This is a genomic window from Rhodococcus aerolatus, from assembly GCF_054783215.1.
Genome location: NZ_BAAGQZ010000024.1, coordinates 50,415 through 75,552 on the forward strand (window position 1 = coordinate 50,415; position 25,138 = coordinate 75,552).

The 25,138-nt window shown below is 76.6% G+C and carries 24 protein-coding genes and 1 riboswitch; of the genes, 12 read left to right on the forward strand and 12 right to left on the reverse strand.

Annotated features, from left to right (window positions below; genetic code table 11):
- Positions 1-6: 6 nt before the first annotated feature.
- Positions 7-1,857, reverse strand: coding sequence for a 4-alpha-glucanotransferase (gene malQ, locus ACYVOF_RS09815; RefSeq protein WP_460866008.1), 1,851 nt, complete (start codon positions 1,855-1,857; stop codon positions 7-9).
- 132 nt (positions 1,858-1,989) lie between these two features.
- Between malQ and ACYVOF_RS09820 the strand changes: the two genes are divergently transcribed.
- The 9 genes from ACYVOF_RS09820 to ACYVOF_RS09860 all read left to right on the forward strand — a co-directional run bounded on the left by ACYVOF_RS09820 (position 1,990) and on the right by ACYVOF_RS09860 (position 7,733).
- Entirely contained in the window at positions 1,990-2,595 is a 606-nt protein-coding gene (locus ACYVOF_RS09820) for a CDP-alcohol phosphatidyltransferase family protein (protein WP_460866052.1), read from the forward strand.
- Positions 2,592-3,443 carry a DUF881 domain-containing protein gene (locus ACYVOF_RS09825; RefSeq protein WP_460866009.1) on the forward strand — a complete coding sequence of 284 codons (852 nt, stop codon included), beginning with the start codon at positions 2,592-2,594 and terminating at the stop codon, positions 3,441-3,443. The genes ACYVOF_RS09820 and ACYVOF_RS09825 overlap by 4 nt, the downstream gene beginning before the upstream one ends.
- Positions 3,440-3,772, forward strand: a complete 333-nt coding sequence (locus ACYVOF_RS09830; RefSeq protein WP_460866010.1) for a small basic family protein — start codon at positions 3,440-3,442, stop codon at positions 3,770-3,772. The genes ACYVOF_RS09825 and ACYVOF_RS09830 overlap by 4 nt, the downstream gene beginning before the upstream one ends.
- Positions 3,769-4,578 (forward strand): DUF881 domain-containing protein, encoded by an 810-nt coding sequence (locus ACYVOF_RS09835; RefSeq protein ID WP_460866012.1) that lies wholly within the window; start codon positions 3,769-3,771, stop codon positions 4,576-4,578. The genes ACYVOF_RS09830 and ACYVOF_RS09835 overlap by 4 nt, the downstream gene beginning before the upstream one ends.
- Positions 4,579-4,649: 71 nt before the next feature.
- Positions 4,650-5,057, forward strand: a complete 408-nt coding sequence (gcvH, locus tag ACYVOF_RS09840; protein WP_460866014.1) for a glycine cleavage system protein GcvH — start codon at positions 4,650-4,652, stop codon at positions 5,055-5,057.
- Positions 5,058-5,169: 112 nt separating this feature from the next.
- Positions 5,170-5,652, forward strand: a complete 483-nt coding sequence (garA, locus tag ACYVOF_RS09845; protein WP_460866017.1) for a glycogen accumulation regulator GarA — start codon at positions 5,170-5,172, stop codon at positions 5,650-5,652.
- Entirely contained in the window at positions 5,649-6,383 is a 735-nt protein-coding gene (ftsR, locus tag ACYVOF_RS09850; RefSeq protein WP_460866019.1) for a transcriptional regulator FtsR, read from the forward strand. Before garA ends, ftsR begins: the two co-directional genes overlap by 4 nt.
- A gap of 89 nt (positions 6,384-6,472) precedes the next feature.
- Positions 6,473-6,943, forward strand: a complete 471-nt coding sequence (locus ACYVOF_RS09855; protein ID WP_460866020.1) for a bifunctional nuclease family protein — start codon at positions 6,473-6,475, stop codon at positions 6,941-6,943.
- Between the two features lie 229 nt (positions 6,944-7,172).
- Positions 7,173-7,733 carry a MerR family transcriptional regulator gene (locus ACYVOF_RS09860; RefSeq protein ID WP_460866054.1) on the forward strand — a complete coding sequence of 187 codons (561 nt, stop codon included), beginning with the start codon at positions 7,173-7,175 and terminating at the stop codon, positions 7,731-7,733.
- Here ACYVOF_RS09860 and ACYVOF_RS09865 read toward each other — a convergent pair.
- The gene (locus tag ACYVOF_RS09865) at positions 7,730-8,659 is read right to left on the reverse strand and encodes an NAD-dependent epimerase/dehydratase family protein (RefSeq protein ID WP_460866022.1); all 930 of its coding nucleotides are present in this window, start codon (positions 8,657-8,659) and stop codon (positions 7,730-7,732) included. The two genes, ACYVOF_RS09860 and ACYVOF_RS09865, sit on opposite strands and share 4 nt — an antisense overlap.
- Positions 8,660-8,784: 125 nt before the next feature.
- Between ACYVOF_RS09865 and ACYVOF_RS09870 the strand changes: the two genes are divergently transcribed.
- Together ACYVOF_RS09870 and gcvP are read left to right on the forward strand one after the other, a co-directional pair.
- A complete protein-coding gene (locus tag ACYVOF_RS09870; protein WP_460866024.1) occupies positions 8,785-9,486 on the forward strand; it encodes a TetR/AcrR family transcriptional regulator in 702 nt (233 codons plus the stop codon).
- Between the two features lie 13 nt (positions 9,487-9,499).
- A riboswitch (glycine riboswitch) is annotated at positions 9,500-9,598 on the forward strand.
- Positions 9,599-9,676: 78 nt separating this feature from the next.
- A complete protein-coding gene (gcvP, locus tag ACYVOF_RS09875) occupies positions 9,677-12,547 on the forward strand; it encodes an aminomethyl-transferring glycine dehydrogenase (protein ID WP_460866026.1) in 2,871 nt (956 codons plus the stop codon).
- 143 nt (positions 12,548-12,690) lie between these two features.
- On the opposite strand, the gene ACYVOF_RS09880 is transcribed toward gcvP, so the two are convergent.
- From ACYVOF_RS09880 to guaB1, 10 genes are all read right to left on the reverse strand, one after another.
- Positions 12,691-13,383 (reverse strand): polyamine aminopropyltransferase, encoded by a 693-nt coding sequence (locus ACYVOF_RS09880; protein WP_460866028.1) that lies wholly within the window; start codon positions 13,381-13,383, stop codon positions 12,691-12,693.
- Positions 13,380-14,594: an alpha-hydroxy acid oxidase gene (locus ACYVOF_RS09885; protein WP_460866029.1), complete on the reverse strand. Its 1,215-nt coding sequence runs from the start codon at positions 14,592-14,594 to the stop codon at positions 13,380-13,382. The genes ACYVOF_RS09880 and ACYVOF_RS09885 overlap by 4 nt, the downstream gene beginning before the upstream one ends.
- Positions 14,591-16,360 carry a vWA domain-containing protein gene (locus ACYVOF_RS09890; RefSeq protein WP_460866031.1) on the reverse strand — a complete coding sequence of 590 codons (1,770 nt, stop codon included), beginning with the start codon at positions 16,358-16,360 and terminating at the stop codon, positions 14,591-14,593. The genes ACYVOF_RS09885 and ACYVOF_RS09890 overlap by 4 nt, the downstream gene beginning before the upstream one ends.
- Before the next feature lie 50 nt (positions 16,361-16,410).
- Positions 16,411-17,556, reverse strand: a complete 1,146-nt coding sequence (locus ACYVOF_RS09895; protein ID WP_460866033.1) for a metallophosphoesterase — start codon at positions 17,554-17,556, stop codon at positions 16,411-16,413.
- Entirely contained in the window at positions 17,553-18,440 is an 888-nt protein-coding gene (locus ACYVOF_RS09900; protein ID WP_460866035.1) for a 3-methyladenine DNA glycosylase, read from the reverse strand. The genes ACYVOF_RS09895 and ACYVOF_RS09900 overlap by 4 nt, the downstream gene beginning before the upstream one ends.
- Entirely contained in the window at positions 18,437-19,411 is a 975-nt protein-coding gene (locus ACYVOF_RS09905) for an NAD(P)/FAD-dependent oxidoreductase (protein WP_460866037.1), read from the reverse strand. The genes ACYVOF_RS09900 and ACYVOF_RS09905 overlap by 4 nt, the downstream gene beginning before the upstream one ends.
- On the reverse strand, positions 19,408-20,496 hold the full coding sequence (locus ACYVOF_RS09910) for a hemolysin family protein (RefSeq protein WP_460866056.1): 1,089 nt from the start codon (positions 20,494-20,496) through the stop codon (positions 19,408-19,410). The genes ACYVOF_RS09905 and ACYVOF_RS09910 overlap by 4 nt, the downstream gene beginning before the upstream one ends.
- Positions 20,489-21,886, reverse strand: coding sequence for a hemolysin family protein (locus ACYVOF_RS09915; protein ID WP_460866038.1), 1,398 nt, complete (start codon positions 21,884-21,886; stop codon positions 20,489-20,491). The genes ACYVOF_RS09910 and ACYVOF_RS09915 overlap by 8 nt, the downstream gene beginning before the upstream one ends.
- Positions 21,887-22,055: 169 nt before the next feature.
- Positions 22,056-22,526 (reverse strand): PPOX class F420-dependent oxidoreductase, encoded by a 471-nt coding sequence (locus ACYVOF_RS09920; RefSeq protein ID WP_460866040.1) that lies wholly within the window; start codon positions 22,524-22,526, stop codon positions 22,056-22,058.
- Between the two features lie 24 nt (positions 22,527-22,550).
- Positions 22,551-23,987: a GMP reductase gene (gene guaB1, locus ACYVOF_RS09925; protein WP_460866041.1), complete on the reverse strand. Its 1,437-nt coding sequence runs from the start codon at positions 23,985-23,987 to the stop codon at positions 22,551-22,553.
- A 131-nt stretch (positions 23,988-24,118) separates the two neighbouring features.
- Between guaB1 and ACYVOF_RS09930 the strand changes: the two genes are divergently transcribed.
- The gene (locus ACYVOF_RS09930) at positions 24,119-24,952 is read left to right on the forward strand and encodes an NAD(P)-dependent oxidoreductase (protein WP_460866042.1); all 834 of its coding nucleotides are present in this window, start codon (positions 24,119-24,121) and stop codon (positions 24,950-24,952) included.
- The last annotated feature ends 186 nt before the right edge of the window (positions 24,953-25,138 follow it).

Consider the following 25,138-nt stretch of genomic DNA (forward strand, 5'->3'; position numbering starts at 1 on the left):
GGTGGCTCAGCCCCGGGGGTGCACCGCGGCGTCGAGCAGCTCGGCCAGGGCGGTGGCCGAGCCGCAGCCGTCCAGCTCGTCCACCCCGACCGGCAGCGGCAGCCGCCAGTTCACCCGGTCCTCGGTGCCGGGCACGTTGGGCCGCCGCTGCGCCAGCACCGCGTCGTCCAGGGTCGCGCACAGCAGCGCCGACGGGGCGGCGACCAGCCGGCGGTGCGCCCGCAGCGTCGCCGCGGCCGGGTCGTCCCCGTCCGCCGCCCCGATGGTCTCCAGCATCTCCTGCCGCGAGGCCGCCAGCTCCGCGTCGCTGCCGAGCCCGAGGCTGCGCTGCTCGGCCAGGTCCGTGCCGTCGACCAGGCCGCGGACCGTCGGCAGGTCGTGCGTGGTCACCGCGGCCATCGCCCCCTCCGGCCACGCCGCGGGGGCGTCCTCCTCGAACCACAGCAGCCGGTAGCTGAGCATCCCGTGCTCGGCCATCGCCTCGCGCACCCCGTCCTCGACGACGCCGAGGTCCTCGCCCACCACCAGGGCGCCCGCGCGGTGGCTCTCCAGCGCGACGATCGCGAGCATGTCCTGCCACGGGTAGCGGACGTAGGCCCCCGCCCGGGGGTCACCGCCCGGCGGCACCCACCACAGCCGGAACAGCCCCATGACGTGGTCCACCCGCAGCCCGCCGGCCCCGGCCAGGGTGGCCCGGACGGACGCGGCGAACGGCTCGTACCCGGCCAGGCGCAGCCGCCACGGGACGAACGGCGGTGACCCCCAGTCCTGCCCCAGGCCGTTGAACGCGTCGGGGGGCGCACCGACGGTGACCCCGTCGGCCAGCACGCCCTGCCACGCCCACGCGTCGGCCCCGCCGCCGGAGACCCCCACGGGCAGGTCCTGCAGCACGGTGGTGCCGGCGCATGCGTCCTCGAGCTGGCGGCCCAGCGCCCACTGCAGCCAGGCGTGGAACGCGACGTCGTCCCCGTGCTCGGCGACCGCCGCGGCCACCGCGTCGGAGTCCGGGTCGTGCAGCTCGGCGGGCCAGTCGTGGAAGTCGTCGCCGTGCGCCTCGGCCAGCACGCACCAGGTCGCCCACTGCTGCAGCGGGCGGCCCTGCTCCGCGCGCCACGCGGCGAAGTCCTGGCCCGGCCCGGCGTCGAACACCCGGCGCAGCGCCCGGCGGTGCAGCACCCAGGCGGCGTCGCGGTCGATCACCTCGGCCCGGCGCAGCGCCCGGCCCTCGGCGACGTCGACCGGGTCGGGCGCACCCGCCCCGGGCACCTCGGCCACCCGCAGGTAGAGCGGGTTGCGGAAGCGGCGCGTGGCCGGCAGGTAGGGGCTGGCCTCCTGCGGGTGCGTCGGGGCCACCCCGTGCAGCGGGTTGACCAGCAGGAACCCCGCGCCCCGGGCGGTGGCCCACTCCCGCACCGCGCGCAGGTCGGCCAGGTCCCCGGTGCCCCAGCTGGCCGCCGAGCGCGCGGCGTAGAGCTGGACCGCGACGCCCCACTCGCGCAGCCCCTCCGGGCGGTGGCACCGGCCGGGGGAGACGATGACGCGGCGCGCGGGCCCCGCGTCGGGGGTCAGCTCGTGGTAGCCCAGCGGCAGGTCCACCGCGCCCGGGCCGCCGACCCGTCGGGTGGTGCCGTCCTCCAGCGCCAGCTCCCCGGCCGGCAGGTCGGCCTGCTGCCCCGTGCGCAGCACCAGCGGGGCGCGCTGCTCGAGGTCCGCGGGCGGGGTGCCGATGACCTCGCGGAGCGCGGCGAGGGTCTCCTCGGCGGGGTGCTGCTCGACGTCGTCGCCGTCGAGCCAGCTCCGGGAGATGCCCCAGTCGTCGGTCTCGGGGGTCCGGGGGCCCTGCGGTGCGCTGCTCACGCCGCACAGCCTGGCCGATCCGCGCGCCGGGCGCCCGGAGCCCGGTCCGGCGGGGGTGTCGTGTGGCAGGCTCGCCGCGGACGAGGGGCGGTGGTCGGTGTGGTCGGGTCGGCCGGGCAGGACGCAGCGGTGCTGGCCGAGGACGAGCCGGCCGGGGGTGCGCCCGACCGCGTCCTGACCATCCCGAACGCGCTCAGCGTGCTGCGCCTGCTGGGCGTGCCGCTGTTCCTCTACCTCCTGCTCGGCCCGCAGGCCGACGGCTGGGCGATCGTCGTCCTCGCCGTCAGCGGGGCCACCGACTACCTCGACGGCAAGCTCGCCCGGATGCTGGACCAGGGCTCCCGGCTGGGCGCGCTGCTCGACCCGGCCGCCGACCGGCTCTACGTGCTGGCCACCCTGGTCGCGTTCGTGGTGCGCGACATCGTGCCGTGGTGGGTGGCCGCCGTCCTCGTCGGCCGCGACCTGGTGCTGGCCGCGACGTTCCCGCTGCTGCGCCGCCGCGGGATGACCGCCCTGCCCGTGCACTACCTCGGCAAGGCGGCCACCTTCTGCCTGCTCTACGCGTTCCCGCTGCTGCTGGCCGCGCAGGCCGAGGGCACCTTCGCCGCCATCTGCCGCCCGCTCGCCTACGCGTTCGCCCTGTGGGGCGGGGCGATGTACCTGTGGGCGGGGGTGCTGTACCTGGTGCAGGTGCGCCTCGTCGTGGCCCGGGTGCCCCCGGTGGGACCGGCCCCGTGAGCCCCGACCCCGGCCCCCGGCGCTCGCCGCAGCCGTCGCTGCTCGCCGCGCTGCTGGCCGACCCGCTCGACCCCGGCTACGCGGCCGCGGCCGCCCGGCGGCGGGCCACCGCGTCGCACCACGCCCACGCCGCCCGCACCACTCGGGCCTGGGCCGTCGCCGGGGTCCTCGTCGTCGGGCTGGTGCTCGGTGTCGCCGCCGCCACCACCTCGGCCGCGGCCCCGGCGGGCGAGGTGGTGCGCGCCGGACTCGCCCAGGAGGCCACCGACGCGCAGGGCAGGGTCGACGACCTGGCCGCGCAGCGCGCCGGGCTGGCGGCCCGGGCGCAGGAGCAGCGCTCCCGGGTCCTCGACGGCGGCAGCGAGGGCCGGGCGGCCAACGACGCGCTGCAGCAGCTGCAGGTCGCGGCCGGGGTCACGCCCGTCGCCGGACCTGCGCTGCGGGTGACCCTGAGCGACACCGGGTCGGGCGACGCCACGTCCGGGGCCCGCGGCGGCACGGTCCTCGACCGCGACTTGCAGCTCGTGGTCAACGCGCTGTGGTCCGGGGGAGCGGAGGCGGTCGCGGTCGGCGGCGTCCGGCTCAGCCCGCAGGCCAGCATCCGGCAGGCCGGTGGCGCGGTCCTCGTCGACGACCAGCCCGTGTTCACCCCCTACGAGGTGGTGGGCATCGGCGACGTCGGTCGCCTCGAGACCACCTTCGTGCGCAGCGAGGCCTACGTCCGGCTCTCCGCCGTCGCCCAGGTCTACGGTCTGGGCTTCGCGACGGAGCGGGTCGAGCGGGCGGAGCTGCCCGCGGCGACGGGGACCGACCTCGCCGCCACGGGCCGGGTAGGGGGTGGCCGGTGATCGCGGTGGTCGCGCTGGCGGTCGGGGTCGTGCTGGGGCTCGTGCTGAGCCCGCAGGTGCCCGACTTCGTCCAGCCCTACCTGCCCATCGCCGTCGTCGCCGCGCTCGACGCGGTGTTCGGGGGGCTGCGGGCCCAGCTCGACGGCATCTTCGACCCCAAGGTGTTCACCGTCTCGTTCGTGTTCAACGTCGTGGTGGCCGCGCTGATCGTGCTGCTCGGCGACCAGCTCGGGGTCGGCACCCAGCTCTCCACCGCGGTGGTGGTGGTGCTGGGCATCCGCATCTTCGGCAACGCGGCCGCGATCCGCCGCCACCTGTTCGGGGCGTGAGCACCGTGGACGAGGAGCGCCGGGACCCGCCGCCGGAGAACCCCCAGCAGGAGAACCCCCAGCAGGAGAACCCCCAGCCGGGGGCGGACGGCACGGCCCCACCCCGCTCGCGCCGGGCCCGGGCGGTCTCCACGGCGCTGGTGGCGCTGCTGTGCGCCGCCCTCGGCCTCGCCGTCGTCGCCCAGGTCCGTGACCAGGGCTCCGGGGACACCCTCGACTCGGCCCGCCCCGCCGACCTCGTGGTCCTGCTGGACACGCTGCAGCAGCGCGAGGCCTCGCTGCGCGAGGAGGTGGCCCAGCTGCAGTCCCGGGTGGACACGCTGCAGGCCTCCGGGCAGGACTCCGCTGCCGCCCTGGCCGAGGCGCGGCAGGAGGCCGGCGCCCTGGCCGTGCTGGTCGGCACCGCCCCCGCCACGGGCCCGGGGGTGCGGCTGACGCTGACCGACCCCTCGCGCAGCGTCGGCCCGGAGGTGGTGCTCGACGCGGTGCAGGAGCTGCGCGCGGCCGGGGCCGAGGCCATCGAGGTCGGGGGCGCCGACGGCGCCGCGGTGCGCATCGGGCTCAGCTCGTCGGTGGGCGGCCGCGCGGGGGCCGTGGCCGTCGACGGCACCACCCTGGCCCTGCCGTACACGGTGCTCGCGGTGGGCGACCCGGCCACCACGGCGGCGGCGCTGGACATCCCCGGCGGCGTGGTCGACACCGTCGCCCGGGCGGGGGGGTCGCTGCGCGTGGAGCAGCTCCCGGAGGTCGCGGTGACCGCCTTGCGAGCGGTGAGCCCACCCCAATACGCTCAGCCGGCCCGCTAGCCGGACGGTGGCCGCACCCGTCGGGTCGGCCGTCGCGCGAGCCCGCCGAAGACCCGCACCCGAGGAGACCCGTGGCCGAGCCCAGCACCCCCGAGGACCTGCGCTACACCGCCCAGCACGAGTGGGTGCAGAAGGTGGGGGAGGACCGGGTCCGCATCGGCATCACCGACTTCGCGCAGGCGCAGCTCGGCGACGTGGTGTTCGTGCAGGTCCCCGACGTCGGCGACGACGTCACCGCCGAGCAGCCCTTCGGCGAGGTCGAGTCGACCAAGAGCGTCTCCGACGTCTTCGCCCCGCTCACCGGCACGGTGGCCGCGGTGAACGAGGCCCTCGAGGCCAGCCCGGAGCTGGTCAACTCCGGCCCCTACGGCGACGGCTGGCTGCTCGAGATCACGGTGCCCGACGCGGGCGGCCTGGACGACGTGCTGGCCGGCCTGCTCGACGCGGCCGGCTACCGGGAGACCACCGAGAGCAGCTGAGCGGGCGGCACGGCGGGGTGTCCGGGGTGGGCCCGACGCACCCCGTGATCGCGGTACGGTCATGGCCCTGCCGCCCGGGGACGGGCGGCGACGACGTCGAGGAGGAGCTCAGGTGAGCCAGGACGACCAGCACGCGGGGCAGGAACGGCCCACCGAGACGACCTCGGTGTTCCGTGCGGACTTCCTGCAGGAGGTCGACCGCTCCGGTGGCGCCTCCGGCGAGCAGCCCGTGGCCGGCGTCGAGGCGCTGCCCGCCGGGTCGGCCCTGCTCGTGGTCAAGCGCGGCCCCAACGCGGGCTCGCGCTTCCTGCTCGACCAGCCGATGACCTCCGCCGGCCGCCACCCCGACAGCGACATCTTCCTCGACGACGTCACCGTCAGCCGTCGTCACGCCGAGTTCCGCCAGGACGGCGAGGACTTCCTCGTCGTCGACGTGGGCAGCCTCAACGGCACCTACGTCAACCGCGAGCCCGTCGACTCCGCGGTGCTGGCCAACGGCGACGAGGTGCAGATCGGCAAGTTCCGCCTCGTCTTCCTCACCGGGCCCAAGGGCGCCCAGGGCACCGAGCGCTCGGCGGGTGCAGGGAGCCGGTGACCGCTCCCGGGCGCGCGCCCCGCGCCGGCATGTCGATCGGTGCCGTCCTCGAGCGGCTGCGGCCGCAGTTCCCGGACGTCACCATCTCCAAGATCCGGTTCCTCGAGTCGGAGGGCCTGGTCACCCCGCAGCGCTCGCCGTCGGGGTACCGCCAGTTCTCGGTGGCCGACTGCGAGCGCCTCGCCTACGTGCTGGCGGCGCAGCGTGACCACTACCTGCCGCTCAAGGTCATCCGCGAGCACCTCGACGCCCTCGACGAGGGTCGGGAGCCGGCCGGGCCCGGCCCGCGCGCGCCCCGGGCGCTGGCCGTCGCCGACCCGCTGGTGCCGCCGGACGCGTTCGCCACCGACCGTGCCCTGCGGCTGACCCGCGAGGAGCTGCTCGAGCGCGCCGACGTCGGCGCCGAGCTGCTCGCCGAGCTCGAGGCCCACGGCCTGCTGCGGCCTGGCCCGGCCGGGCTGTACCCCGCCGACGCCACCGTCGTCGCGCGGACCGCCGGAGCCCTGGCCCGCCACGGCCTGGACCCCCGCCACCTGCGCAGCCTGCGCACCGCGGCCCAGCGCGAGGCCGACCTCGTCGCCCAGGTCGCGGCCCCCGTCGCCCGGCAGCGGGACGCCGGCGCGGCGGGCCGGGCCGAGGAGCTCGCCCGCGAGGTCGCCGCGCTCACCGTGACGCTGCACGCGGCCCTCGTCGGCAGCGCGCTGCGCGAGGCGGGCACCGCGCAGGCCTGACCGGCGGGGGTGCCCCCGCGCGTGTAGCGTCGGACCGGCAGACGCCGTGTGGGCGATCAGGTCTGGCGGTTCGAGATCAGGAGGTCACCGTGGCGGAGATGCGGGTCGTGGGCATCCGGGTGGAGCTCCCCGCGAACCAGCCGATCCTGCTGCTGCGGGAGTCGGACGGGGACCGGTACCTGCCCATCTGGATCGGGCAGGGCGAGGCCACCGCGATCGCGCTGGAGCAGCAGGGCGTCAAGCCCGCGCGCCCCATGACGCACGACCTCATCAAGAACCTCGTCGGCGCCTTCGGCCGCAACCTGCAGCAGGTCCGCATCACCGACCTGCAGGAGGGCACCTACTTCGCCGAGCTCGTCTTCGACGGCGACACCCGCGTCTCGGCCCGCCCGTCGGACTCCGTCGCGCTGGCCATGCGCTCGGGCGTGCCGATCCACGCGGACGAGTCGGTGCTCGCCGAGGCCGGCCTGGTCATCCCGGACGAGCAGGAGGACGAGGTCGAGAAGTTCAAGGAGTTCCTCGACAACGTCTCCCCGGAGGACTTCAGCACCGACGGCTGAGCCGGTCTCGATCAGGTCTCACCCTCGACGAGAGGTCGAGACCTGTGCGTGGCGCGTTGACCGCCACCAGCACCGGACATACCGTCGACGACGCACCGAGCACCAGGTCGGGGCCACGCAGCACCGCCCCGGTGGTGCTCGAGCAGGCGAGGAGACGGCGTTGGTCGACCGACCGCACGACGACGAGGGCACCGGTCCGCTCGCCCCCGTCGCGCGTCCCCTCCCCGACCTGCCCCAGCCGGACCTCGAGGTGCAGCCCGGCCTGTTCCCCGACGACACCGTGCCCGACGAGCTCGTCGGCTACCGCGTGCCCATCGCCTGCCAGATCGCCGGCATCACCTACCGCCAGCTCGACTACTGGGCCCGCACCTCGCTGGTGGTCCCGTCGATCCGCGGCGCGGCCGGCTCCGGCAGCCAGCGGCTCTACTCGTTCAAGGACATCCTCGTCCTCAAGGTCGTCAAGCGGCTCCTCGACACCGGCGTCTCGCTGCAGAACATCCGCGTCGCCGTGGAGCACCTGCGCCGCCGGGGGGTGGCCGACCTCGCCCGCATCACCCTGTTCTCCGACGGCACCACCGTCTACGAGTGCACCTCCGCCGAGGAGGTCGTCGACCTGCTGCAGGGCGGGCAGGGCGTGTTCGGCATCGCGGTCAGCGGCGCCATGCGCGAGCTGACCGGCACCATCGCCGACTTCCCCGCCGAGCGCGCCGACGGCGGCGTGGTCGAGGACGCCCCCGAGGACGAGCTGGCCACCCGCCGCCGCGACCGGGTCACCCGCCGCACCGGCTAGCCGACCCGCGCCGGGTCGCGGGCGACGGTCGCCGCCACGACCTGCTCCCACGGTGTCGCCCCCTGCCCGAAGGTCCGGGTCGTCGCGGACGCGTCGAGCACGAACTCGGCGTCGAACTGGTGGCGGACGTCGACGAGCTCCCGGAGGAACGGCACCACGGGGGAGAGCAGCCGGAGCGGGGCCCACGGGACCGCGCTGACGGGGCCCGGCTCGACCCCGGCCGCGCGGGCGAGGTCGCCCACGGCCTCACGCTGCGTGCGGACCGTGCTCGGCACCATCCACGCCCGGCCCCACGCGCGCTCGTCGGCCCCGAGGGTGACCAGCGTCGACACCACGTCGGGCAGGTAGCTCCAGCTGCGCCGCGCGTCCGGGTTGCCGAACACCCACACCCGCCCGCCGCGCCGGACGGTGGGCACCTGGCGGTTGAGGTGGGACTGCGCCGCGGGCACCGTCGGGCCCACGAAGTCCGACGCCCGCGCCTCGGTCACGCGGACCCGGCCGGCGGCGTGCGCAGCGACCATCTCCCGCCACATCCGGGCGCGCACCCGGCCCTTGGTGTCGGTCGCGTCCATCGGGGTGTCCGGGGTCATCGGGCCCGTGGGGCGGCCGTAGCCGTAGAGGTTGCCCATCGTCACCAGCACCGCGTCGTGCCGCTCGGCCGCCGCGAGCAGGGCGGCGGCCACGGGCGGCCAGTCGGTGGCCCACGACGTGTAGGGCGGGTTGACCGCGTTGGTGATGGTCGCCGCACCGCGGGTCGCGGCGACCAGCGCATCGGCGTCCGCCGCGTCGACCACCCGGTGCTCGACCCCGTCCCGCGACGTCCCCCCGCTGCGGGAGAGCACCCGCACCTCGTGCCCGGCCGCGGCCAGGCGCTCCGCCGTCCCCGACCCGACCGGGCCCTTGCCCACGACCACGTGCAGCGCCATCTCGTCCTCCGTCCGCTGTCGAGAGCGGTGCTCTCGATCGAGAACGATGCTCGCATTTTCGGCCACCGCAGTCAAGAGCGGTGCTCTCGGTTGCGTGCGACGCTCTCGTGCCGCACGGTGGGACGGTGCCGACCGCTCGTGACCGCGCCCGTGCCGAGCTGACCGCCGAGATCGTCGACGCCGCCCGCCGCCAGCTCGCCGAGGTGGGTGCGGCCGCGCTCTCGCTGCGGGCCGTCGCCCGCGAGGTCGGCCTCGCCTCATCCGCGGTCTACCGGTACTTCCCGAGCCGCGACGAGCTGCTCACCCGGCTGATCGTCGACGGCTACGACCAGCTGGGCGCGGCCGCGGAGGCCGCGGACGACCCCGGCCGCGACCCCGCCACGCGCTGGGTCGGCGTGTGCCGCGCGGTCCGGGCCTGGGCGCTGGCCCACCCGCACGAGTACGCCCTGCTCTACGGCTCGCCCGTGCCCGGGTACACCGCGCCGCCGGACACCGTGCCCGCCGCGGCGCGGGTGGGTCTCGTGCTGGGCCGGGTGCTCGCCGACGCCAGCCGGGCCGGCCTGCTCCCCGACGCCGCCGGGGTGTCGACCGGCGCCACCACCGACCAGCTCACCGAGGCCCTCGGGGGCGACGGGCCGGGCCTCGACGACGCCGTGCGCGGCCGGGCGCTGCTGGCCTGGAGCTCGCTGTACGGGGCGATCAGCTTCGAGCTGTTCGGCCACTTCGTGGGCTCGGTCACCGACGGCGACGCGTTCTTCGACGCGGCGATGACCGACCTGGCGCTCCTGCTGGGGTTCCCCGCGCCGGACCCCGCGGCCTCGACCTAGACTGGACCTGCGTCGCCGCCGTGCGGGAGAGAGCCCGGAGACCGTGTCCGGGCCGCCGAAGGAGCAGCACCTCCCCGTCAACCTCTCAGGCACCAGGGACCGCCCGGAGCTCGACGCCTCTGGAGTCGCCGTGCGCGGTGACAGAGGGGGAGGACGTGTCGTCCCGTCCGCCCAGCCCGGAGGCCACCCCGTGACCCAGCCGCAGCAGTCCCACACCTTCGCCGACCGTCACGTCGGACCCGACGCGGACGGCCTGGCCCGCCTGCTGCACGTCATCGGGGTCGAGCACCTCGACGACCTCGCCGCCGCGGCGCTGCCCGCCGACATCCTCGACCCGGCGGGGGAGAACGGCCTCGACGCGCTGCCCGCCCCGGTCAGCGAGCACGAGGCCATCGCCGAGCTGCGCGCGCTGGCCGACCGCAACACCGTCACCACCTCGATGATCGGGCTCGGCTACCACGACACGATCACCCCCGCGGTGATCCGCCGCAACGTGGTCGAGAACCCCGCCTGGTACACCGCGTACACGCCCTACCAGCCGGAGATCAGCCAGGGCCGGCTCGAGGCGCTGCTCAACTACCAGACGATGGTCGCCGACCTCACGGGCATGGAGATCGCGAACTCCTCCATGCTCGACGAGTCCACCGCCGCCGCCGAGGCCATGACCCTGCTGCGCCGCGCCGGGAAGTCGAAGGCCGCACGGTTCGTCGTCGACACCGAGGTGCTGCCGCAGACCCGGGCCGTCGTCGCCACCCGCGCCGAGCCGCTGGGCATCGAGCTCGTCGACGCCGACCTGGCCGCCGACGGCCTGCCCGAGGGCGACTTCTTCGGCGTGCTCACCCAGGCCCCCGGCGCGTCCGGGCGCGTCACCGACCCGACCGCGCTCATCGCCGAGGCCCACGAGCGCGGTGCCCTGGTCGCCGTGGCCGCCGACCTGCTGGCGCTGACCCTGCTGACCCCGCCCGGCGAGCAGGGGGCCGACGCGTGCGTGGGCACCAGCCAGCGCTTCGGGGTGCCCATGGGCTACGGCGGGCCGCACGCGGGGTACCTCGCGGTGTCGACGAAGCTCGCCCGCCAGCTGCCCGGCCGGCTCGTCGGGGTGAGCGTCGACGCCGACGGTGCCCCCGCCTACCGGCTGGCCCTGCAGACCCGCGAGCAGCACATCCGCCGGGAGAAGGCGACGAGCAACATCTGCACCGCGCAGGTGCTGCTCGCCGTCGTCGCCGCCATGTACGCCAGCTACCACGGGGCGTCGGGCCTGACCACCATCGCCCGCCGGGTCGCGGGGCACGCTGCCCGGCTCGCCGCGCTGGTCCGGGCCGGGGGTGGGGACGTGGTGCACGACGCGTTCTTCGACACCGTCACCGTCCGCGTGCCCGGCCGGTCCGCCGAGGTCCACGCCGCGGCCCGCGCGCAGGGCATCAGCATCCGGGTGGTCGACGCCGACACCGTGGGCGTGACCTGCGACGAGCTCACCACCGCCGCGCACGTCGACGCCGTGGCCGCCGCGGTCGTCGGCCCGGCCGCCCCCGCCCCCGCCGACGCCCCCGCCGACGCCCTGCCGGACGCCCTGCGCCGCACCACGGAGTTCCTCACCCACCCGGCGTTCACCCGCTACCGCTCCGAGACGGCGATGATGCGCTACCTGCGCGCGCTCTCGGACAAGGACCTGGCCCTGGACCGCACGATGATCCCGCTGGGCTCGTGCACCATGAAGCTCAACGCGGCCACCGAGATGGAGCCCATCACCTGGCCCGAGTTCGCCGGCCTGCACCCCTTCGCCCCCGTCGAGGACGCGGCGGGCACGCACCAGCTCGTCGACGACCTCGAGCGCTGGCTGGTCGCCATCACCGGCTACGACGCGGTCAGCCTGCAGCCGAACGCCGGCAGCCAGGGCGAGTACGCCGGGCTGCTCGCCATCCGCGGCTACCACCGCGACCGCGGCGACACCGGCCGCGACGTGTGCCTCATCCCCTCCAGCGCGCACGGCACCAACGCCGCCTCGGCCGTCATGGCCGGCATGCGCGTCGTCGTGGTGGCGTGCGGCGAGGACGGCGACGTCGACCTCGACGACCTGCGCGCCAAGATCGAGGCGCACCGCGACACCCTCGCCGCGATCATGGTCACCTACCCGTCCACCCACGGGGTGTACGAGTCCGGCATCCGCGAGCTGTGCGGCCTGGTCCACGACGCGGGCGGGCAGGTCTACGTGGACGGGGCCAACCTGAACGCGCTGGTCGGCCTGGCCCGGCCCGGCCGCTTCGGTGCCGACGTCAGCCACCTCAACCTGCACAAGACGTTCTGCATCCCGCACGGCGGCGGGGGCCCCGGCGTCGGACCCATCGGGGTCGCGGCGCACCTCACCCCGTTCCTGCCCGGGCACCCGCTGGCCCCGCAGCTCACCGGACGCGGCGGCGTGGTCTCCGGTGCACCGTGGGGGTCCGCGTCGATCCTGCCCATCTCCTGGGCCTACGTGCGGATGATGGGCGCCGACGGGCTGCGCCGGGCCACGCTCACCGCGGTCGCGGCCGCGAACTACGTCGCCCGCCGGCTCGACGAGCACTTCCCCGTGCTCTACACCGGCGAGCGCGGCATGGTCGCCCACGAGTGCATCCTCGACCTGCGGCCCATCACCAAGGCCACCGGCGTCACGGTGGACGACGTGGCGAAGCGGCTGGCGGACTTCGGGTTCCACGCCCCGACGATGAGCTTCCCCGTGGCGGGCACGCTGATGGTGGAGCCCACCGAGAGCGAGGACCTCGCCGAGATCGACCAGTTCTGCGACGCCATGATCGCGATCAAGGCCGAGATCGACCGGGTCGGCTCGGGGGAGTGGCCGGTGGAGGACAACCCGCTGCGCGGCGCCCCGCACACCGCCCGGTGCCTGGTCGGGGAGTGGGATCACCCCTACACCCGCGAGCAGGCGGTGTTCCCGGGGGCGGCGGTGCCGTCGCTGGCGCTGCGGGCCAAGGTCTTCCCGCCGGTGCGGCGCATCGACGGGGCCGCGGGGGACCGCAACCTGGTGTGCTCGTGCCCGCCGATCGAGGCGTTCGCGCAGTAGTCAGCCGGCCAGTCGGGCCACAGCAGGGCGGGCCGTGCTGCACCCGATCGGGCTCCCGTCGGGGGATTCCGCGTGCACCGCCGGATCGGGTGCAGAGACGACCACGCCCGCTGGATCCGGTGCAGCGTGGTTCGGCGGGGACCTCAGCGGACGGCGACGAGCACGGAGTTGGTCGACTCCCCGCCCGTGAAGGGGTTCGGGAAGGTCACCACCTGGCCGCGGGCGCGGCGGAACTCGCCGCGCAGCACGTCGAGCAGCGGCTCGTCGGGCGGGTCGTCCGACCACAGCGCGAACACCCCGCCCGGGGGCAGCGCCGCCGCGAGCCCGGCCACCCCGGCGGGGGTGTAGAATGCGGCGTGCCCGGGGTGCAGCACGTGCCGCGGGGTGTGGTCGACGTCGAGCAGCACCACGTCCGGCCGGCCGAGCCCGCCCGCCGCGGCCAGCGCGAAGAAGTCGCCGCGGACGTAGGTGCACCGGGGGTCGTCGTACATCCCGGCCGAGAGCGGCAGCAGGCCCTGCTCGTGCCAGTCGACGACGGCGTCGAGGGCGTCGACGACCCGCAGCGAGGCCACCCGGGGGTCGGCCAGCGCGGCCGCGGCCGTGTACCCGAGCCCCAGCCCGCCCACCACCACGTCGAGCGCGTCGCCGTCGGCGGCGGCCAGGCCTAGGTGCGCGAGCTCCTCCTCGGCGACGACGAACGCGCTGGACATGAGGAACTCCTCGCCCAGGCGCACCTCGTGGACGTCGGCCTGCAGGGTGAGGTCGAAGCGGCGCCGCAGGCTCACCTCTCCCATCGGCGTGGCCGCCCAGGCGAGCTCGGCGTAGCGCGCGCTCACGGGGCCCGCAGGTGCGCGCGGCCGGTCAGCTCGGCGACGGTGGTGACGCCCATGAGCTGCATGGTCGTCCGCAGCTCGGTGCGCAGCAGGTCCAGCACGCGGTCCACGCCCGCCTCGCCGCCGGCCATCAGCCCGTAGAGGTAGGCCCGGCCGACGAGCACGGTCCGGGCGCCCAGGGCGACGGCGGCGGCGACGTCGGACCCGAAGAGCACCCCGCCGTCGACCATCACCTCGGTGCGCTCGCCGACCGCCGCGGCGATCCCCGGCAGCCGCTCCAGCGGGGTGGGCCCCTGGTCGAGCTGGCGGCCGCCGTGGCTGGACACGACCACCCCGTCGGCCCCGGCGTCCACCACGGCGCGGGCGTCCTCGGCGTCGAGCACGCCCTTGACCACCAGCGAGCCCGGCCACCGCTCCCGCAGCCACGCCACGTCGGCCAGGGTGAGCGCGGGGTCGAAGACCTGCCCCACCAGCTCGGCCACCGTGCCGTCGAAGCTGGACAGGGTGGCGAACTCCAGGGGCGCGGTGGTGAGCAGGTCGAACCACCAGGACGGGTGGCGGGCGCCGTCGAGCACGGTCCGGGCGGTCAGCGTCGGCGGGATGGTCATGCCGTTGCGGACGTCACGCAGCCGCAGCCCCGCCACCGGGGTGTCGACGGTGAGCACCAGCGTGTCGTACCCGGCGGCGTCGGCCCGGCGCACGAGCTCGGCACTCGCGTCGCGGTCGCGCCACAGGTAGAGCTGGAACCAGCGGCGGGCGTCCGGGGCCTCCTCGGCCAGGGCCTCCACCGACGTGGTGCCCATGGTGGACAGCGCGTAGGGCACCCCGGCACGGGCGGCGGCGCGGGCCACGGCGGGCTCCCCGGCCTGGTGCATCATCCGGGTGAACCCGGTCGGTCCCAGCGCCAGCGGCATGCTCGCGGGGCGGCCCAGCACGGTGGTGGACAGGTCGGGCTCGGAGACGTCGCGCAGCACCCGGGAGTCCAGCTCCACCCGGTCGAGGGCCTCCCGCGAGCGCCGGGCGCTGAGCTCGCGACCCGCCGCCCCGTCGGTGTAGTCGAACACCGCCCGCGGGGCGCGCCGCCGCGCGAGCTCGCGCAGGTCGGTCACCGAGGCGGCCGCGGCGAGCCGGCGGGCGTGCGGACCCCCGGCCCGGGGGCGCGGCTGCAGCAGCGGGGCCAGCTCGGACCAGCGGGGCAGCCGCCGGGCGGTCACGTGAGCAGCCGGCCGAGCGCATCACCGAGGCCGGGGCCGCTGCTGAGCCCGGCGTCGACGAGGGTGCCCCCGGTGGCCTGCGCGACCTGGGCCAGGCCGGACGTGTCGAACCCGGGGCCCACGACGACGACGTCGACCCGCACCGGCCGGGCCGGGTCACCCGCGCTGCGGATGGTCGAGAGCACGTCCGCGGCGGTGGTGATGCCGTCGTTCGGGCCGTCGGTCACGAGCAGGACGGTGTTCGGTCGGCCGGGCACGTATCCCTGCACCGCCGCGGTGTAGGCGCCCTGCAGGGCGAAGTTGGACGACGTCGCGCTCTCCGGCCGCAGCCCCGCCAGGGCGGTCGCCAGGGCCTGGCGCCGGGGCACCCCGCCCACCGGGTCGGTGAGCGGTCCGGTGGGCACGGCCACCCGGTAGGGCAGGTCCCCGTCGAGGTTGCGGCTGAACGGCCACAGCCCGACGGCGGCCTGGTCCGGCAGCGCCTGCACCCGCGCGGTGAGCGCGGCCGCGGTGTTCGCGAGCCGGGTGCCCGGCCCCTCCTGCGCCCCGGTGGAGCCGGACACGTCGAGCAGCACGGTCGTGCGCGCGGGGGTGGCGGCCGCGGCGGGCCGCGCCAGGGCGTCGAGCACGGCCGTGGTCGCGGCGGCGTCGGCGAGGGCCAGGGCGGTGCCCGGGGTGCCGACCACGAGGCCGTCGGGGACGGTCGGCGGCCCGCCGCCGGCGCGCAGCTCGGCCACGGTCAGCTGCTGCTGGGCGTCGGGCCCGGTGAGGTCCTCGGCGAAGGCGGCGCTGGCGCGTGCCTGGGTCTCGTCGACCCAGCTGCCCTGCAGCGTCACCAGCGGGTGGTCGGCGACCGGGGTGGCCCCGGCCAGGGCGACCCCGGCGACGGGGGTGGGGCCCTGGTCGAGCGCGAGCAGCTGCTGCTCGGTGGCGGCCACGGCCTGGAACGCGCTGCCGGGCACGGAGCCCAGCCCGGTGAGCGTGGCCAGCGCGTCGGACGCCGACGCCGGCTGCGGGTCCGGCCCGGCGGCGAGGCCGGCCAGGGCGCGGGTGGTGGCGGGGTCGGCGACCTGGGCGGCGGTGACCGGTCCGTCGGACGTGCCCGCGGCGCCGGCCGCCACGGCCTGGCCGACCAGCGGCGTCAGGTCACCGCCCGGCGCGGCCGGGGGCAGGGCCTGGGTGAAGGTGGGCCACCCGGGCTGGCCGAGGTCGCCCCACGCCGCGGTGCCCTGCCGCGCGGCCACGTCGGCCCAGGTCAGGCCGGCGTCGGCGACGGCGGGCGCGGCCGCGGCTGGGACGGCCAGCAGCACCGGGCTGGACCCCAGCGAGCGGGGCACCCCGGTCACCGGGCTCGGGTCGATCGTCGCCGCCCGGGTGGCCCAGGTGGTGTCGCTGGGGATCCACAGCGCGGGCTCAGGCCCGTCGGCCGCGGTGTCCCAGGTGCCCTGCAGGCCGGCCAGCGCCGCGCCGGGGGCGACGGGGGTGACCAGCACCTCGACGCACTGGTCACGGACCACGGTGCGCCGCTCGGTGTAGGCGGCGGCGAGCTGGGTGACCACCGGGGCCACGTCCGGGGCGGCCGCGACCGCGAGGGTGGAGGTTCCGTCGAGGCAGGTGGCGGCGGCGGCTGCCCCGGCGCTGTCGGAGCTGTCCCGCACCTTGAACCAGCCGATGACGGCGAGGACGAGCAGCACGACGACCACCACGGCGACCACCGGCGCGCGGCTGACCCGTCGCCGGGCGCTGTCCCCACGGTGCCTCGCCACCAGGCCACCCTACCGAGCAGGGACGCCCCGGAGCCGGTCCGACGCGGGCCTCAGGGCGCGGGCACCAGCTCGACGACGGTGACCTCGGGGTCGGCGCCGACCCGCACCGGCGGACCCCAGGTGCCCACCCCGCGGGTCGTGTACAGGGTGGTGGGCCCGAACCGGGCGAGGCCCTCGACCGCGGGCTGCTGCAGCGGCACCAGCAGGTCCAGCGGCCACAGCTGACCACCGTGGGTGTGCCCGGAGAGCTGCAGGTCCACCCCCAGCTGGGCGGCCCGGCCGACCTGGCGCGGCTCGTGGGCCAGCAGCACGCACACCCGGGAGGGGTCGCGGCCGGCGAGCGCGGCGTCGAGGTCGGCCGGGTAGGGGTCGGTGCCGGTGACGTCGTTGACCCCCGCGAGGTCGAGCACGCCCGCCCCGCGGCGCAGCTCGACGCGCGTGTTGGTCAGCGGGGTGATGCCCACGGTCGGCCAGAACCGCACCCAGTCCACGACGTCCCCGGCGTAGTACTCGTGGTTGCCGGTCACCCCGAACACCCCCAGCGGGGCCCGCAGGTCCCGGACGGGCACCAGCGCGTCCCCCACCAGGGCCACCGTGCCGTCGACGAGGTCCCCGGTCAGCGCGACGACGTCCGGCGACTGCGCGTTGACCAGCTCGACCACCCGCCGGGTGAACCCCGCCCCGCGGGCGGGGCCCACGTGCAGGTCGGAGACCACGGCGATGCGCAGCCCGGCCAGCTCGGGGGGCAGCCCGGCCAGCGGCACCCGCACCCGGGTGACCAGCGGGTCGGCGGCCCGCCGCAGCGCCCACCCGGTGACCCCGAGCGCGGTGGCGACCACCCCGACCGTGGCCACCCGCAGCGCGGTGCGGCGGCTCTCGTCGGTGCCGCCGGTCCGCCGGCCCCGGCGCGCCAGGCGGACGACGCCGAGGACCACCCCGAGGACGGCGAGGCCGAGCAGCAGGTAGAGCACCACGGCGAGCCAGGTCAGGCCGACGAACGCCACCGGCCGGGCCCACGACGGGTCCAGGGCGCTGCCCGAGAGCAGCCCCACCACCGCGGCCGCGGTCAGCGCGGCCAGCACCAGGGCGAGCAGCCGGCTCAGCCACCGCGGCGCGCGGGTGGCCCGGGCGAGCCTGCGGTGCAGCAGCCACGCCACCAGCGCGCCCAGCACGAGGGCGCCCACGGCCCGGGTCACGCCGGCACGGCCCGGTCGGCCGGGGCCCGCTCGAGCAGGGCCCGGTCGCCGGCGGCGAGCACCTCGGCCCGCAGCGGGGCGGCGCGCTGGGCCAGCTGCGCCTGCGCCCGCACGTACTCCGCCCGCCCGGCCGGCTGCTCCACGGCCACGGGGGAGTAGCCCCACGCCCGCAGGTCGTACGGGCTGGCCCGCATGTCGAGCTCGCGGGCGGCGGCGGCGTGCCGGAAGCAGTCGAGGACGAGCGTCGATGCCACCAGCGGCTCGAGCTTGTACGCCCACTTGTAGAGGTCCATGCCGGCGTGGACGCAGCCGGGCTGCTCGCGGGCGACCTGGTCCTCCCGGGTGGGGGTGACGGCGTTGCGCGGGCGCGCGTCCGCGGTGAAGAAGCGGAACGCGTCGTGGTGGGTGCAGCGCAGCCCGACCTGCTCGACGGCGGCGTCGGTGCCCGCCGGGCCCAGCCGCAGCGGGGCCGCGTGCCGGGCGGCGTCGGCCCCGCCCCGGTAGACCATGGCCCACTCGTGCATGCCGAAGCAGCCGAGCTGGGCGGGCCGCCCGGCGGTGGCCCGCAGCAGCCGGGTGACGAAGTCCAGGGTGGACCGCCGCCGAGCCACCGCGTCGGCCGCCACGCCCACCCCGCCCGGCACCGCGGCGTACCCGGGCAGGGCCAGGAGCTCGTCGGCGTCGGCGAGGACCACGCCGAGGCCGGGGTGCCAGCGCCGCAGCCGGGCCGGGCGGTGGGAGTAGTAGGTGAACAGGAAGTCCAGCACCGGGTGCGCCTCGCCGCGGGAGCGTCGCCCGAGGTGGTCGGCGAGCAGGGCGTCGACCTGCGCCTCGTGCTGCGCGCGGGCCGCCCGCCAGACCGGTCCGGGGACCGCGCCCGTCATGCGAGCCGGGTGGCGAGCTCGGTGCCCAGCGCGTCGCCGGACTCCCAGGCGGTCTGCACCTTGGACCGGCCCCAGCCGTCGCCGCACAGCCCAATGCGGGTCGCGTCGAGCAGGTAGGGCTGCTCGCGCGAGTCCTGCGGCTGGGCCAGGCCCCACCGGTGCACCGCCACCCACCGGGCGTCGACGTCGACGTCGAGCACCTCGCGGACCGCGGCCAGCACGGTCGGGGCCACCTGCCACGGGTCGTCCAGGTGGTCCCGGGCCAGGGCGGGGGTGGTGTGGGCGACGAGCACGGGGGCGTCGTCGCCGCGGCGGTCCCCGTCGTCGGCCAGGGTGGTGATCGCCGGGTGCTCGTTGACGAACATCGCGGAGAACGGTGCCCAGGTGCGCTCCCGGGCGACGACCGCGACGCTGACCACCGGGTCCCAGCCGCGCCCCCCGACGGCCGCGGCGAGGGCCGCGGTCCCGTCGCCGAGGAGGCGCTGCGCCTGCGGGTCCGGCATGGCGAGCACCACGGCGGCGTGCGCGGTGCCGTCCGCGACGGGTCCGGACGACGTGGCGTCGACGCGTCCGACGGTGGCCGAGGTGCGCACGTCGAGACCCGCGGCGAGGTCGGTGACCAGGCTGCGCAGCCCGCCGGGGGCGGCCCACCGGTCGGGGCCGGACTTCTCCTCGGTGCCCCCGTGCGACCAGGCCGTCAGGGTGTCGGTCCACGGCGCGGCCAGGCCGCGGGCGCGCCAGTCGGCGGCCACGGCGGCGAAGCGCTCGTCCTCCCGGTCGTCGACGGTGAAGTACGCGGCCCCGGTGTCGATGGGGCGGCCGTCGAACCGGCGGCTGCCCAGCCGGCCCCCGAGCGTGGCCGCCCGCTCGGCGACGGTGACCCCGACCCCGGCCCGGTGCAGCGCCGCGGCGCAGGCGACCCCGGACAGGCCACCGCCCACGACCAGCACGGTCTGCCCCGGCGCGCTCACCGCCGGCCCCGTCCGGGCACCGGGTCCGGTGCGCGGTGGGTGGCGTCGCGCACGGTGCCCACGAACTCCTCCACGAGGTCCTCCAGGGCGACGACGCCCACGGTGCGGCCGGCGGTGTCGAGCACCGCGGCGAGGTGGCTGGAGGCCCGGCGCAGGGTGCCCAGGGCCTCGTCGAGCGGGACGGCGGCGGGCACGGTCGGCAGCGTCCGCACCTGCGAGCGCCCGATGAGCGTGTCCGGGCCGGTGTCGTCGTCGAGCACCTCCCCGAGCACGTCCTTGACGTGCAGGTAGCCCAGCAGGCTGCCGTCGTCGGTGCGCACCGGGTAGCGGGAGAAGCCCGTCTCGCCGACCGCGTCCTCGAGGTCGCCGAGGCGCACCCCGCCGTCGTGGGTGGGCAGGCTGCGGACGTCGGCGAGCGGGATGACGACCTCGGCCACGGTGCGCCCGGTGGTGCGCAGGGCCTGGGTGAGGCGGCGGTGCTCCCCGGCGTCGATCAGCCCCTCCGAGCGCGAGTCGGCGATCATGCCGGCCAGCTCGCGGGTGCTGTAGGCGGTCTCCAGCTCGTCGCGGACCTCGACCCCGCCCACGTGCAGGATGCGGTTGGCCACCCAGTTGTAGACCGCGATGAGCGGGCGGACCAGCTTGACGAAGGCCACGTGGACGGTCACCAGCAGCATCGCGGACGTCTCCGGCCCGGCGATGGCGATGTTCTTGGGCACCATCTCGCCGAGCAGGATGTGCAGCACCACCACGACCGCCAGGGCCAGGGTGAAGGCGATCGGGTGCAGCAGGCCCTCGGGCACCCCCACGGCCGCCATCGGCGCCTCGATGAGGTGCGCGACGGCCGGCTCGCCGACGCGGCCCAGGATGATCGAGCAGATGGTGATGCCCAGCTGGGCGCCGGCGAGCATCAGCGACAGGTTCTCGCCGGCGGTGATGACGATGCGGGCCCGGGCCTTGCCCTGCGTGGCGAGGGTGTCGAGCCGGTCGCGGCGGGCGGTGATGAGCGAGAACTCGGCGCCGACGAAGAACGCGTTGCCCGCCAGCAGCAGCACCGCCAGGCCGACGGCGAGGACGTCACCCACGGTCGTCACCCGCCCGCCCGGCGTCCCCGTCGGTCCCGTCCCCGTCGGTGCTGTCCCCGCCGGTGCTGTCCCCGTCGGCCCCGTCCTGCGCGGGGGGTACCGGGACCAGCGCGACGGTCTCGACGCGGCGGCCGTCCATCGCGGCCACCCGCAGCCGCCAGCCCCCGGTGGTGACGGCGTCGTCGACCTCGGGGATGCGGCCCAGCTCGGCCAGCACGAGGCCGCCGACGGTCTCGTACTCGCCCTCGGGCGCGCTGAAGCCGGTCGCGTCCTCGACCTCGTCGACACGCAGCAGCCCGGAGAGCTCCCAGCCGTCGCCGACGCGGCGGACGTCGGGGCCCAGCAGGTCGTGCTCGTCGCGGACGTCGCCGACGATCTCCTCGATGAGGTCCTCCATGGTCACCATGCCCGCGGTGCCGCCGTACTCGTCGACCACCAGCGCCACCTGCAGGCCGTCGCCGCGCACCCGGTCCATGAGGGTGTCGCCGTCGAGGGTCTCGGGCACGGTCGGGACGCGGCGCACGATGCGCTCCAGCGGGGTGGCCCGGCGCGCGGCGACCGGGATCGAGAACGACTGCTTGACGTGGACGACGCCCAGCGGGTCGTCGAGGTCGCCGTGGACCACCGGGAACCGGGAGAAGCCGGTGCGCTGCGCCGCCTCGAGCAGGTCGGCCACGGTGGCGTCGGCGTCGAGGGTCTCGATGCGCACCCGGGGCGTCATCAGCTCGTCGGCGGTGCGCTCGCCGAAGCGCAGCGAGCGGTCCAGCAGCGCGGCGGTGCGCTCGTCGAGCGACCCGTGCTCGGCCGAGGTGCGCACCAGGGAGCCCAGCTCCTGCGGGGAGCGCGCCGAGCGCAGCTCCTCGGCGGGCTCGATGCCGATCCGGCGGACCACCCAGTTGGCGCTGCCGTTCAGCGCCGAGATGACGACCCGGAACGTGCGGGAGAACAGCACCTGCGCACCGGCGGTGGCCCGGGCGGTGGCCAGCGGGGTCGCGATGGCCAGGTTCTTGGGCACCAGCTCGCCGAGCACCATCGACAGCGACGTCGCCAGCACGAGCGCCAGGGCGAGGGTGAGCCCGGTCGAGAGGCCCTCGGGCAGGCCGAGCGCCTCGAGCCCCGGGCGGAAGAAGCCGGCCAGGACGGGCTCGGCGATGTAGCCGGTGACCAGGGTGGTGATGGTGATGCCCAGCTGGGCGCCGGAGAGCTGGAAGCTGAGGCTGGAGTGGGCGCGCTGCACCTGCCGGGCGCGGCGGTCGCCGTCGCGGGCGTGCTCCTCGACGACCGTGCGCTCCAGCGCGGTGAGGGAGAACTCGGCGGCGACGAACAGGGCGGTGCCCGCGGTGAGCAGGAGGAAGCCGACGACGCCGGCCACGCTGAGCAGGACCGTCACGCGGGGCCACCCCGGCGCGGCTGGGGCAGGGCGGGCCGTCGGCCCGCCCGGGTACTCGCACCCTCGGGCACCGTGGTCCTCTCGCTCGTCGGTCGGGGGAGCCCTGATCCTACGGGCGAACCGGACACGGCGTGCCCCCCGACGGGGCGTCGCACCTCCGCTGCGCGGCTCAGCCCATGCGCTCCGCGACCTCGGGCGGGAAGCCCCCCGTGGCCACCGGGCCCCAGCTGGTGGGGGTGATGCGGATGAGCGACTTGCCCTGCGCGGCCATGGCCTGCTTGTACTCGTCCCAGTCCGGGTGCTCCCCGGCGATCGAGCGGAAGTAGTCCACGAACGGCTCCGCCGCCTCGGGCATGTCGAGGACCTCGGCGGTGCCGTAGACCTGCACCCAGGGGCCGTCGAAGTCGTCGGAGAGCACGCAGATGCTCACCTGCGGGTCGCGCCGGGTGTTGGTGGTCTTGGCCCGCTGCGGGTACGTCGAGACCACGATGCGGCCCTGCGGGTCCACCCCGCAGCTGACCGGGGAGAGCTGGGGGCGACCGTCGGAGCGCGTCGCGGTGTATATGCCCTTGTGGCGCGGCCGGAGGAACTCCAGCAGCTCGTCGAGGGAGACGGTGTCCGACGTCGCGACCTTGGCCATGCAGGCGAACCTACCGCCGCGCGCTCACCAGCCGCCGGGCAGCGGACGCCCCTCGGCGAACCCTGCCGCGGACTGCACCCCGAGCACGGCCCGGTCGTGCAGCTCGGCCAGGGTGCGGGCCCCGGCGTAGGTGCAGGTCGAGCGCACCCCGGAGCAGATGTGGTCCAGCAGGTCCTCCACGCCGGGCCGCTCGGGGTCCAGCCGCATCCGCGAGCTGGAGATGCCCTCCTCGAACAGCGCCTTGCGGGCCCGGTCGAAGGCGCCGTCGGCGGAGGTCCGCGCGGCCACCGCCCGCTTGGAGGCCATGCCGAAGCTCTCCTTGTACGCCCGGCCCGCCTCGTCGTGGTGCAGGTCGCCGGGGGACTCGTAGGTGCCGGCGAACCAGGAGCCGATCATGACGTTGGACGCGCCCGCGGCGACGGCCAGCGCGACGTCGCGGGGGTGGCGGACCCCACCGTCGGCCCACACGTGCCCGCCGAGCTCGGCCGCGGCGGCCGCGCACTCGGCGACGGCGGAGAGCTGGGGCCGGCCGACCCCGGTCATCATCCGGGTGGTGCACATGGCGCCGGGGCCCACGCCGACCTTGACCACGTCCGCCCCCGCCTCGAGCAGGTCGCGGGTGCCCTGTGCGGAGACCACGTTGCCGGCCACGACGACGACGCCGAGGTCGCGGGCCCGCACCGCGCGCAGCGCCTCGAGCATCTTCTCCTGGTGGCCGTGGGCGGTGTCGACGACGAGCAGGTCGGCCCCCGCCCCGACGAGCGCCTCCGCCTTGGCCGCGACGTCGCCGTTCACCCCCACCGCGGCGGCCACCCGCAGCCGGCCCCGGTCGTCCACCGCGGGGGTGTAGATGCCCGCGCGGACGGCCCCGGTGCGGGTGAGCACCCCGGCGAGCGCACCGTCGGCGGCGGTGACCACGGCCAGGTCGGCGTGGGCGGCGTGCAGCAGGTCGAACACCTCGCGGGGGTCGGTGCCCACGGCCACGGTGGGGAACGCGGTGGCCATGACGTCCGCGAGCCGGGCGAAGCGGTCCACCCCGGCGCAGCGCGCCTCGGTGACCACGCCGACGGGCCTGCCGGCCTCGACGACGACCACCGCACCGTGGGACCGCTTGTGCACCAGGGCCAGCGCGTCGGACACCGCGTCGTCCGGGGCGAGCACCACGGGGGTGTCGGCGACGAGGTCGCGGGACCCCACGAACGCCACGGTCTCGGCGACGGTGCCGACGGGCAGGTCCTGCGGCAGCACGACGAGCCCGCCGCGGCGGGCCACGGTCTCGGCCATGCGCCGGCCCGAGACGGCCGTCATGTTGGCCACCACGACGGGGATCGTGGTCCCGGAGCCGTCGGTGGTGGCGAGGTCGACGTCGAACCGGGACGTGACGTCGGTGCGGCCCGGCACGAGGAAGACGTCGTCGTAGGTCAGGTCGTGGGGCGGGGTCTGCCCGTCGAGGAAGCGCACGTGCCGTCACGATACCGGCTGGTCAGCCGCGGCCCGGACGGCCCGAGCCGGGCGGGCGGGGCCCGCGTACCGTCGCGGTCCGTCGGTCGTCGCCGGACGACGTGCAGCAGGACGAGCAGGAGGAGATCGCAGTGGACGTCGCAGTGCTGGGGACCGGTCGGATGGGCAGCCACCTGGTGCGCCACCTGCTCGGGGCGGGTCACACCGTGCGGGTGTGGAACCGGACCGCCGAGCGCACCCGACCGCTCGTCGACGCCGGCGCCACCGCGGCGGCCGAGCCGGCAGAGGCCGTGGCGGGGGCCGACGCGGTGGTGACGGTCCTGTTCGGGCCCCCGTCGGTCCGCTCGACGGTGCTCGACCCGGGCCTGCTCGCCACCGGCCAGCTGTGGCTCGACGTCACCACCGTCGGCCCCGACGACGCCGAGGACTTCGCCCGCCGCGCCGGCGAGGCCGGGGTCCGCTACGTCGCGGCCCCCGTCATCGGGTCCATGGGCCCGGCGGCGGCCGGGGAGCTCGGGGTGCTGCTCGGCGGTGCGGAGGCGGACGTGGCCGCCGCCCGCGAGCTCGTCGCGCTGTGGGGGGCGCAGGAGAAGATCCGCGAGGTCGGGGCGCCGCGCAACGCCGCCGCCGGCAAGCTCGTCGCCAACCTCAGCCTGGCCGTGGCCATGCAGGGGGTGGCCGAGGCGCTGACCTTCGCCTCCGACGTCGGCCTGGACCGCGCCACCACCCTGGCGCTGCTCTCCGGCGGGGTGCTGGCGCCGATCGTCGGGGCCAAGCAGACCCAGCTCGACGAGCAGGAGTTCGACGACGCGGAGTTCACCGCCGACGCGCTGGCCAAGGACCTCGCCCTCGTGCTCGAGGCGTCCCTCGGCCTGCACGCGGTGCAGGCGGCGCACGAGTCCTTGCAGGCCGCGCAGGACGACGACCGCGGCTCGGCGGACTTCTCCGTCATCGCCGACGTCTGAGCGCAGCGCAGCGGGCCCGCACCTGGTGGGGTGCGGGCCCGCTGCCGTGCGGGGTGTCCTAGCGGTTGGGGCCGCCCGAGGACCAGGTGACGATGCTGCCGGAGCGGCCGCTGCCCCCGGCCGGGCGGCCGGCGCCGCGCCGACCGCGCCCGGCGCCACCCCCGGCGGACGCGCCGCCGGAGCGAC

What these genes read in the sequence shown, in the direction of transcription:
- ACYVOF_RS09900 (WP_460866035.1), bottom strand. Translation starts at nt 18,440, where the DNA reads ATGACGGGCGCGGTCCCCGGACCGGTCTGGCGGGCGGCCCGCGCGCAG.
- ACYVOF_RS09865 (WP_460866022.1), bottom strand. Translation starts at nt 8,659, where the DNA reads ATGGCGCTGCACGTGGTCGTGGGCAAGGGCCCGGTCGGGTCGGGGACG.
- ACYVOF_RS09920 (WP_460866040.1), bottom strand. Translation starts at nt 22,526, where the DNA reads ATGGCCAAGGTCGCGACGTCGGACACCGTCTCCCTCGACGAGCTGCTG.